General features: G+C 43.9%; 10 protein-coding genes. 3 read left to right on the forward strand and 7 right to left on the reverse strand.

Going from position 1 to position 10,033, the window contains the following annotated elements; genetic code table 11:
- The 7 genes from IID12_08145 to IID12_08175 all read right to left on the reverse strand — a co-directional run.
- On the reverse strand, positions 1-588 hold a 588-nt coding region (locus IID12_08145), incomplete at its 3' end, for a hypothetical protein (protein ID MCH8289058.1).
- 1 nt (position 589) lies between these two features.
- Complete coding sequence (locus tag IID12_08150; GenBank protein MCH8289059.1) at positions 590-1,219, reverse strand: WbqC family protein; 630 nt, start codon at positions 1,217-1,219, stop codon at positions 590-592.
- A gap of 57 nt (positions 1,220-1,276) precedes the next feature.
- A complete protein-coding gene (locus IID12_08155) occupies positions 1,277-1,789 on the reverse strand; it encodes a GNAT family N-acetyltransferase (GenBank protein ID MCH8289060.1) in 513 nt (170 codons plus the stop codon).
- Entirely contained in the window at positions 1,777-2,859 is a 1,083-nt protein-coding gene (locus tag IID12_08160; protein MCH8289061.1) for a glycosyltransferase, read from the reverse strand. Before IID12_08160 ends, IID12_08155 begins: the two co-directional genes overlap by 13 nt.
- Positions 2,856-4,292, reverse strand: coding sequence for an oligosaccharide flippase family protein (locus tag IID12_08165; protein ID MCH8289062.1), 1,437 nt, complete (start codon positions 4,290-4,292; stop codon positions 2,856-2,858). The genes IID12_08160 and IID12_08165 overlap by 4 nt, the downstream gene beginning before the upstream one ends.
- 59 nt (positions 4,293-4,351) lie before the next feature.
- Positions 4,352-5,899, reverse strand: coding sequence for a glycosyltransferase family 39 protein (locus tag IID12_08170; GenBank protein ID MCH8289063.1), 1,548 nt, complete (start codon positions 5,897-5,899; stop codon positions 4,352-4,354).
- A gap of 81 nt (positions 5,900-5,980) precedes the next feature.
- Positions 5,981-6,946: a GNAT family N-acetyltransferase gene (locus tag IID12_08175; GenBank protein MCH8289064.1), complete on the reverse strand. Its 966-nt coding sequence runs from the start codon at positions 6,944-6,946 to the stop codon at positions 5,981-5,983.
- A gap of 143 nt (positions 6,947-7,089) precedes the next feature.
- Between IID12_08175 and IID12_08180 the strand changes: the two genes are divergently transcribed.
- The 3 genes from IID12_08180 to IID12_08190 all read left to right on the forward strand — a co-directional run.
- The gene (locus IID12_08180) at positions 7,090-7,593 is read left to right on the forward strand and encodes a ferritin (GenBank protein ID MCH8289065.1); all 504 of its coding nucleotides are present in this window, start codon (positions 7,090-7,092) and stop codon (positions 7,591-7,593) included.
- Between the two features lie 163 nt (positions 7,594-7,756).
- A complete protein-coding gene (locus IID12_08185; GenBank protein MCH8289066.1) occupies positions 7,757-9,592 on the forward strand; it encodes a M20/M25/M40 family metallo-hydrolase in 1,836 nt (611 codons plus the stop codon).
- Between the two features lie 126 nt (positions 9,593-9,718).
- Positions 9,719-10,033: peptidase M61 (locus tag IID12_08190; GenBank protein ID MCH8289067.1), on the forward strand; the 315-nt coding region annotated here is incomplete at its 3' end.

The following is a 10,033-nucleotide window of genomic DNA, read 5'->3' on the forward strand; positions in this document are numbered from 1 at the left end:
TATATGCCGGCACATGCATCCCTCTCTCCAATGAGCGGAGCTGTCGGAAATGTATTTATGATTTTTCATGAACTTATCTTCGTAAGCCTCGTACTTAATCCCGGGCGGCAGTGGTCTTTTCTCATCCGATTTCATCGAACGTGAGGGCTCGTGATAGCTCATGCCGGTAATCTCGATTCCAAGGATCGATTCGAGTAGGGACTTGGAATTGGTAAATATCTCTTCTTCCCGGGAGCTGAGCTCCGGGTGGCAGTGGAGTTCATAGTGGAACCCTATTTCATGCCCCATTTTTATTATTTCGTGAAGAGAGGTATAGGAGTCGTAAGATAACAAATTGTAGTTCTTAGCGTGAAGCCGCACAAAATAGGTGGAGTTTATGCCGAGCTCTCCCTCAATTTCAGCGAGAATGCGCATAGCGGGTAACGAGAGGTCTTCGTCATGCCGCATCACAATCGTCTTTTCTTTATTTCGTTCTAATTCTACATCATTCATTTTGAGAAATTCATAACCGTTTTCGAGGGCATTTTGAAGGCACGCCTTATAATGCGCATGAGAAAAATTGCAATTATCCCAATCAGACTTATTCATTTTAATTTCCGTCCATTATGAGCGACAGGCTTTCATCGCCACGGTTAAATATCAGGTCGATGACGCTCAGGTCAGGGATAAACTCTCCGAACCGCTGCGGGTATTTTACGGGAGTGTAATTCTGAAATTCCAATCTGATCCCATTTTCCTCAAATAATTCCGGTTTCAAATAATCTTTCCCTCCGATACCCGAAAGATATATATCCGCATTCAATTCCTTACAGTAGGAGATATTCAATTCTGTGCTTTTCAAGGTTCTTTCCGCAAGATCAGAGGCTAACATAACAGTTGTTTTGATACCAAGCCACTTTTTAATAGTATGGATGAATTTAACGTTCAATTCAACAAGAAATTTCCAATCGATTTCGTAAATGTCGAGTAATTCCGAGTCGTAGTCCTTGAAATAAACCGATTTGGAATAATTATTTATGAGTGTTCTCCTGTGAGTTCGTTTCCAATCGCTGTCGCCCGATATACGGACGTCTTTCGTAAGGGTATGAGATTTTGGAGTGCCGACGGGAACTGTCAACCATTGAACACCGTCAGGAGTTTTAATTTTGCATCTGTTATCATATTCAAGCTTTGTGTATTGAACGGTGTCGAGTAACAAGAAAATATCTGCTGAAGCCATTTTATGGAAATATCCGGGCCAGGGTAAGAAGTTAGGTTGATGAATGGCCAGCTTCATCTACTTCGTATCAAAAGTATTGAGGATCGTTTTTGGCGCAGCCCGCAGAAGAAGATAATTTATGCCCTCTTCATCAACATGTTCTTCACCGTAAACACTGAATCCGAGATTCAGTTGAAAATTCAGAGATGCTTGAAGCCCTTCAGCAACCTTTGTAGTTACATAATCCTCCCCTGATTCCAATGCCTCCAAAGCGCTCTTACGGTTCATTTCCCTTCCGATTCCCAAACCCCTGTACTCTTCATCGACTATAATCATGTGACTGTGGCGGGTGTTTTCTTTTTTTGAAAGGAGACACAGAGCGATGATATTTTGACCATCCGTCACCGATAGGCTGTATTCCCATTTCATCGGTCTGTCCGCTATTATTTCTTCCCGTGACCATTTTCTGCCGGGTATTTGGTCGGCGAGCCTCTTTATTTGATCATAATTTGACAGCATAAGGGGTTTGGTCAATACGCTGATTGAGATGTTCTTTGCGGATCTTTCTTCTTTGGAAGTCAATTTAACCATCCGAGTTTTCCGTAATACTCATAAAGCTTATCCATCACGTTGCTGACGTCATGATTATCAAAAACCCATTTTTTGCTGATTATCATTTTCTCTTTAAGTTTGTCACGATCGGCAATCAGTTTGGATAATTCAGATTTCAGATTTTCTGCCGAAACATTTACGAAGGGGTGATCCGGGATGAACTTCTCATATTCTTCATTCATTTTCGTGAAGCAGACAACACCCATGGATAAAGCCTCAACGCTGTTCATGCCGTAACCCCATCCTACATCCGTTATTTGGTCGATGTAGATATCACTCTCGGCTTTTGCTTTCAAGACTTCCGAATGCGGTTTATCTTCGATAAAGATAAATTTTATCTTTCCTTCGTTTTCCAATTCAGTACATATTCGCAGAATATCATCAGACCCCTTAGCTCCACGGTTTCGAGTAGCATGAGAAACGGTTATCAAATCGTTCGGTTCGGTTCTCGGCATAAATTCGGTTGTATCGAACGGCAAAAAGAGATAATTGATATTAGGATGTCTCTGCATCAAATCGAGTTCACTCGTGAGATTGAGATCGCTCAGATTATCGATTGCGGGGATGACTCCCCGGTTACGCATGTCCTGCCCGTGGTAAGTGCATACGACCCGTTTACCGGCATTTTTCATTTTTCGGATGAATCTGCCGTCACGATAAAATTCCAGCCCCCATTCAAGATGATATATGTCGAACTGATCGAGCCCATATTTTCTAATGGCTTTTTCGATAAACCTGTTCCAGATGAATTCTCTTGTCTTGAAAAACAGAGCTTCGGCTGCATTTTCGGGTCTCCAGACAGGGGGGTAGCCCTCTTTTTCAGTCGCGCCTCCTATTTTTCCATGTGTACGATATGCTAATTTTCTGAGCGCTCCGTATATCTTTCCTGTGGACACAAACGGGAGGTTAAGGCATATATCTTCCTCGAATCCGCTTGCGGAGCGGAAAAGCGTTACGAACCTGCATTCGTTTCCACGTTTTTCGTGTTCCTTTTTCCAGAAAGACAGAGCGCCGACCGTATGCTCGGGGGAGATATATAATATTCTCAAGCCTTCTTTGCCTTTCCGAGTAATTTTAACGTCAGACTCTTCATTTCGCGCCACTCGGATTTCAAGAAGAACCCGGTGAAGTAAAGAATAAGCGGGAAAGATATAACGAGGAACAGTTTGGTTAAAAATCCGGGATCGACAAGAATATATTCGTTGGTAAGGAAAATCAATAAGAGAGCTCCGATTATTTTTGATACACGGAGGAATTCATACTTGATATAATAATACTTCTGTACGGTAAAATATTGGATTGTCATCATTACGATATAACCGAGAAGCGTGGAGATAGCCGCTCCGTATATTCCAATCAGGGGAATCAGGAAAATGTTCGCCACAACGTTCGTAATAACGCCCGCTCCGGTAAATATAGGTGTAAACCGTGTGATCTTCTCTATATGAATTCCTGCCGAAAAAATCACGTATGCACCTCCGATAATATTAGCAAAAAGTATCCATGGAATTATAAAAGTTCCTTCCCAGTACTCTTCTGCGATCAGATGAAATCCAAAGATATTCATTCTCACGAGGTCGTCGATAAAGATAGATATCAGAAGAAAAACTCCACTCAATAATAATAGAAAATAAGTGAATACTCTCGAATAGGTTCGCTTCGCATCGGGAGATTTACTTATAGATAGAAAGAAAGGATGCCAGGCGAGTCTAAACGCATTGACAATTATAGCCATGGCGGAACCTAACTTATAATTGGCGGAATATACCGCAACGGTCTCAACGCTGATAAACCTTTCGAGCATGAATCTGTCGATGAGATTTATCATCACTACAAACACGCTGTTAGCAACATAGGGAATTCCGTAGAAGAAAAATTCTCTGTACTTTTTAAAAGAAAAATAAATCGTCAGATTTTTTATCGATACTGGAGTAATTACAAGAAATGAAACGGCGCTTGCTATCAGGGCAGCGTAAAGAACTCCCTCTATTCCAGCACCCCTTACCACAACGAGATAATAGTTTAAACCAAGATTCAAGAATACGTTCAAAAATATTATAAGAACGTAACGTGTGGATTTTTGCTGTGCCTGGAGGAGTATTTGTGGAAAATGAAAGAGGGCATCTGTAAGCAAAATGAGACTTGCGATCATAAACAACGGCTCATAAGAAGTGTCACGGAGTAAAAGACCGGCAATAGGTTTGGACGTTAAATAAAAAATAACGGCTAAAAGGAGCGATACTCCAGTGATCCCGTAATAACATATGCTGAATATCTTTTTTCTTTCTTCGGGATCCTCTTCGGGTACATACCATCTTAAAAAGGAGACGTTCAAGCCGTAACTCATAAATACGGTTGCGATCCCTATAAACGAGAGGACAAGGGTCAATATCCCATAGTCATACTGCGAAAGAAATGCTGTATGAAGCGGCAGCAGAATAAATGAGGAGAGACGGCTGATTATCCCGACACCGTAGATCAAGGAGTGCTTCGACAGTACTAATATATTTTTCGAAAGATCGGTTTTGATATTTGTAGCCCTTATTTTTTACCTAAAACACGGTAGACCGTGAATCGATGCTGATGGTTAAAATAATCATCGGGATGAAGCGTCACAGCGGTGATCTTCCAGAGGAACCTGTTGTTATTTGACTCAAACGACGCCATTTCCTTCATATTATAATCCTCAAGAAGCCGATGTACAGCCTCTCTGTTTTTTCCCGCATACATCATTCTTAGATTCTCAGCAGACTGCCAATAATCATTAATCACTGCGTATACATCGGCGTGCTTTATCAGAATAGAGTCGATATCCGTGAAGACGGGAAACATTTCTCGTTCGGAATAGTACTTCGCAGCCCAGATATCGTACCCCGTCAATTCCCAGACATTGAAGTGACCGAAATACGGAGATTGAGTCAACACGACTGAGGAGGAGGGAGTGTTTTCTTTTACCCACGTAAATGCGGAAGCCGCACCCTTAGATTCCAGTTTATTGAATTCCGCTGTCCGGAATGAGAATGTCACGTGGGGTAAGAAAAACAGGGTAACGATCAGGGAGACCGCTATTTTTTTTATCCTTAGGTTCTTCCACTTATCGAGCAGACTGATCTCCATCCGAACGTACAAGATTTGCATCCCGTAAGCCATGACAAGAAATAGCGCCGGCATTATTGAGATCATGAACCGGGGTTTGACCGAAAACGCCAAAAGAGGAACGGCTCCTAAAATCGTGAATATCAGAAGCATGCGCAGAGAACGTTCATTTCCTTTCTGATTCAACAGACCGATTATCAGCAAAAGAGCGCCGATAGGCGCATAAAAATCGGTGGTGAAACCGATTCTGTAAATAATCCTGAATAAGTTCTGAAAATAATTTGCTGCAGATGTGAAAAGTATCGGTTCATTTACCGTATAGTAGAATGACGGCAGCAGAGAGTTCCACACTTTCAAATTCAGATACATCTGGACGCTCAGAGCAACTAAGAATCCCGATAAATAGATACCGATCCAGCGCAAGTCTCTCTTGACGCTGTCGGAGTTGAAATCTCTCTCTCCTTTCAGATAATTGACAATTAGGAGAGATAAAGGGAGAAAAAAGAATATACCGGAAGAGTAACGCACCAAGGCGCTTAACCCGATAAATAATCCGGGGAGAAAATATTTGACGGCGGGAGAATCAAAATCGATTTTCTGAAGCTGAATCATGGCAAGCAAAACGAACAGGAGAGCATGAGAATCCGATGCGATATTCACCGAGTTGAAAAAGTACGATTCGGCGAATGCGAGCATCACGGCGGCAAAGAAACCGACCGATTTAGAGTAAATACGGCTTCCGAGAACGTAGAGCGCGATCAGAGCGGACGTCGAGGCTATTATACTCGAAGCGACCCCTGCTGCCGGACTATTCAGTATCAGAAGAAAGGGAATTATCGTTAAGCTGTATCCAATGGGCCAAATAACCGGAAAGCCCATGGCTGTGAACCCCTGACCTGACAGCAGGTTCACCGCTCCGAGAAAATAATTAACCGGGTCGCCGTCAAAGAGATAATTGGTAGCATAGAATAATCTCGGTATGAGTGAGATCAACAAGAGAGCTAAAACGTAAGGCAGGTGTTTTCGAAATTTTCCCGGCCGATTATCGTCTATGAATGCGATATTTTTACCTGTTCAGAGCTCAATTTGAAAACTATCACGAAAAAGTCCGCTTGCCCCGAAGCTCTCCTTAAACCTGCCGAGACCCCAGTTCGGTTCCATGTTAACGGTAAATATCCCGAAGTCGAGAAATTTGAATTTCCGTTTTATGGCTTTTTTGATGACGTCATGAAACAGGAGATTGACTGCCCTGTAATTTTGAAAATTCTCGTCGTGGCTTATATAGAATGCCATAAGCACTTTTGGATTACATGCGAAAAGGACAACACCTGCTATCATTTTACCTTCCGCGAAGGCTCCGAGTAATTCAATCTTATCGGGAAATAGTTTTTGAAGCGATTTTATCTCCTCAACAGTGTGTGTGGGTGTCACCCCGTGCCTTGTCCAGAGATTCGCTTCGAGGATCTTGTAAAACCCCTCGTAATCATCGGACTTTTTTATATTTACCCCTAATTTTACCGCCCGCCTGAACGCGGTTCTCGCCTCTGACCGGAAATTTTTGATGTTCGCGGCTAAAGAGGGTTTCAGAGAGAGTACGCTTGAGACATCCCTCTTAAGATAATTGAATCGGTTTTGAAGAAGTGCGAAATCAACGTTATTGGAAAGTCTTGTTTGATATATCAGGGGAGGATGGGTGAGTACTATCCGTGAGAATTCATTCTTCTGTGCGTATTTCAGAAGAGATTCCGTTAGGTCAAAGGCATCCTTAAAACTCGAAGATTCATCGAGAACAAAACCTCCGAAAGTAGCGCCGCGGTGCGAATACAACGTTTTTTTGTTGTTTTCATGGAGGACACAAGCCGGAAAGAGGGCGGAAAGTTTCCCCTTTTTATAAAATATCAGGGAATGGTCTTCGAATCTGTCAGGTGGATGATAGCCCAGAAAATGGCGATAATGAAAGATAGTACCGTTGTTTGCATTATCAACGAAGCTCTCCCATTCATCTAAATTCTTTTCGGTATAGACCGTGCATTCAAACATCAGTCATTTAAGCCATTTTAATTAAACCATATAAAGAACCGGGTAAATAAGTCACGGCTGGTAATTTAACATCGGGTTTTATAAATTAGTACAACGATTTAAGAAATATCCGACATAATGAACATAGGAGGAACTTAAGGAAAATGTTAAGTAAAACGATTGAAAAAGCCCTGAATGAACAGGTTAACAGCGAATATTATTCGGCATTTCTTTACCTTTCAATGTCATCGTATTTTGAGACGGTGAGTCTTCTTGGAATGGCAAAGTGGATGCGGATGCAGTACGATGAAGAGATCATGCACGCAATCAAGATTTTCGACATGATCGTCGACATGGAAGGGACGGTTAATTTAAAGGCGATAGACGGACCGCCTACGGATTTTAAATCCCCGCTCGACGTATTTGAAAAAAGTCTCGCACACGAGCGTAAAGTGACGGGAATGATCAACGACATCTACGCTCTTGCACAAAAGGAAAACGATTATGCGGTGCAGTCGGCTCTTCAATGGTTTATCGACGAACAGGTGGAGGAAGAAAAATCCGCGCTCGAGATAGTCCGGCAGCTAAAGATGATAGGTGATGAGACGACACCCCTTTTGATGCTCGACAGCAAGCTCGGCGCGAGGGAGTTAGGGCCGGAAGAGTAGTTTTTTTCTGTGTTGTTATATTAGTAAAGATCAGAACGGATATTGACCGGAGGGTCATTTATTCGTGTATCGGATACTCGAAGGACAAAACTGACAATTTGCGTAGCAGTTTCCTGGTGAATAATTTAAGCCGGCATTATTTAGAAAACCAACGGAGTCTGAATTGAATTCAAGAAAACCAATTCTTTTGTTGTCATTATCGACTATTATCGCCCTGATCTTCGCATGCAGCGGATATGGAACTTCAGGGGGCAGCGGCGGAACCTCAGTCTCGTCGGTGGATATAACCGAAAGCGACGTCCTTCGTCATATTAAATACCTCGCTTCCGATGAAATGAACGGCAGACGAACGGGAACTCCGGGCGGCGACATGGCGGCGGAGTATATTGCCGGTGAGTTCAAACGTCTGGGGCTTGAGCCGGTGGACAAAGACGGCGATTATATGCAGCCGTTTGATTTCCGTTCCGGTGCCGAACTGGGAGAGGGAAGTTATATGTCAGCGGAAATCAGCGGTGAAATACTGACACTCGAGAATGACGTGGAATTCAGACCCTTTCCTTTCTCCATGACCGAAGATACGACGGTCGAACTTGCTTTCGCGGGTTATGGAATATCACTAAGGGATTCAAGTTATGACGATTATGCTGATTTAGACGTAGAGGGTAAAGCTGTAATTGTGCTGAGATATCGACCCGAGAACGATGACAAGGAATCAAAATTTGCCGGCTATGCCAGCTTGTTTTATAAATTCAGGAATGCGCGTGACCATGGAGCCGCCGCTATGTTATTGGTTACAGGTACTGTCGATGATTCGACCGATAAGCTGGTCGATTTCAATTATACGAGATACCGCAAATCAGGGATAATAGCGTTCAGCCTGACAAGAAAAGCGGCAAATAAGCTCGTGTCGCCGCTTGGAAAATCCATAGATGAACTTCAAAGCGAGATACTCGAGTCGGGAAAAACCATGTCGATGGGTATTCCCGGTCTAAACGTTTCGATGAAAGCGGACGTGAAGCCTGTTTACAGCAGCGGCGTAAACGTGATGGCTGTTATCAGAGGCAGCGATCCGGTGCTGAGGAACGATTATTTCGTTATCGGTTCGCATTACGATCATCTCGGAATCGGCGGCAGGGGTTCGCGGGCGCCTGACAGTTACGGCGAAGTGCACTACGGCGCTGACGATAACGCATCCGGGACGGCGGGAATGCTTGAACTGGCTGAGTATTTTTCGGCAAACAGGGATAAGCTTCGCCATTCGGTATTGTTCCAGGCTTACGGCGCGGAGGAATCGGGACTTCTCGGTTCGAGGCACTATGTTGACAATCCGCTAATACCCCTTGAAAATACGTATGCGATGCTGAACCTCGATATGATCGGGAGAGACACAGACACGAGCATAGTTATGAACGGTTTTGCTACGTCACCCATCTGGGAGGAAATTGTCGATGACGCCAACAAAGACGTCGGGATCAGGATCTCCAAGAAGAAATTGAGCCGCGGAGGTTCCGACCATGCGTCATTCAACAGCAAAGAAATTCCCAACATGTTTTTCTTCACGGGAGTGCACGGCGATTACCATAAGCCCTCCGACACATGGGACAAAATAAATTACGAAGCCGAAGTCCGGATTCTCATGCTTGCCAAAAATATAGCGTGGGGACTCGACGGTGTAGAGATGAAACCGGAGTACGTAAAAGCGGAGGAGGGCTCATCTACTCCGAGCCGTATGTCGTTTCGAGTTGTGCTCGGCGTGACTCCCGATTATGCATACGAAGGTGCGGGGCTGAAGATATCGGGTGTGCGCAATGGGGGTACGGCATCAAAGGCGGGAATAATAAGCGATGACGTGATCATCAGAATGGATGAAAAAGAAATAATGAGCATAGAAGATTATATGTCCGTTCTGCAACTGCTCAACCCCGGCGACGAGGTGAAGATCTCCGTTAAGCGGGGTGAGGAAGAATTGGAGCTCTCCGCCAAGATGCAGAGTCCATAACATGAATTCGAATTGAAAATCAGAATCAGGCGAAGATCGGCGGTTAAGAGACTTTACCTGCTTACGGCGTTTTTCTTAGTCGCGCCGGCTCTCCTTTCATCCCAAACAATTTCTTACACGCTCTCCATGCCGGAGCCGTGGACACACTATTTTCATGTCACTCAGACGATATCGGGCGAACGGAAAAAAAGCATAGACTTTGTTATGCCCGTCTGGGCTCCCGGTTCGTATTTGATCAGGGAATTTTCCAAGAACGTGGAAGGATTCAGCGCCCACAGCAATAAATCGGATAATTTGAAGTGGGAGAAGATCGATAAGAACACATGGCGGGTTTACTCCGACAGGGCAAATGTGGTGACGATAAGTTACCGTGTCTATGCGTTTGTCAAGAGCGTTCGGAACTCGTTCCTTGACGATTCCCACGGTTTCGTATCCCCCCCG

This window comes from Candidatus Neomarinimicrobiota bacterium (genome assembly GCA_022567655.1).
In the GTDB taxonomy this organism is placed as follows: domain Bacteria; phylum Fidelibacterota; class SORT01; order SORT01; family SORT01; genus JADFGO01.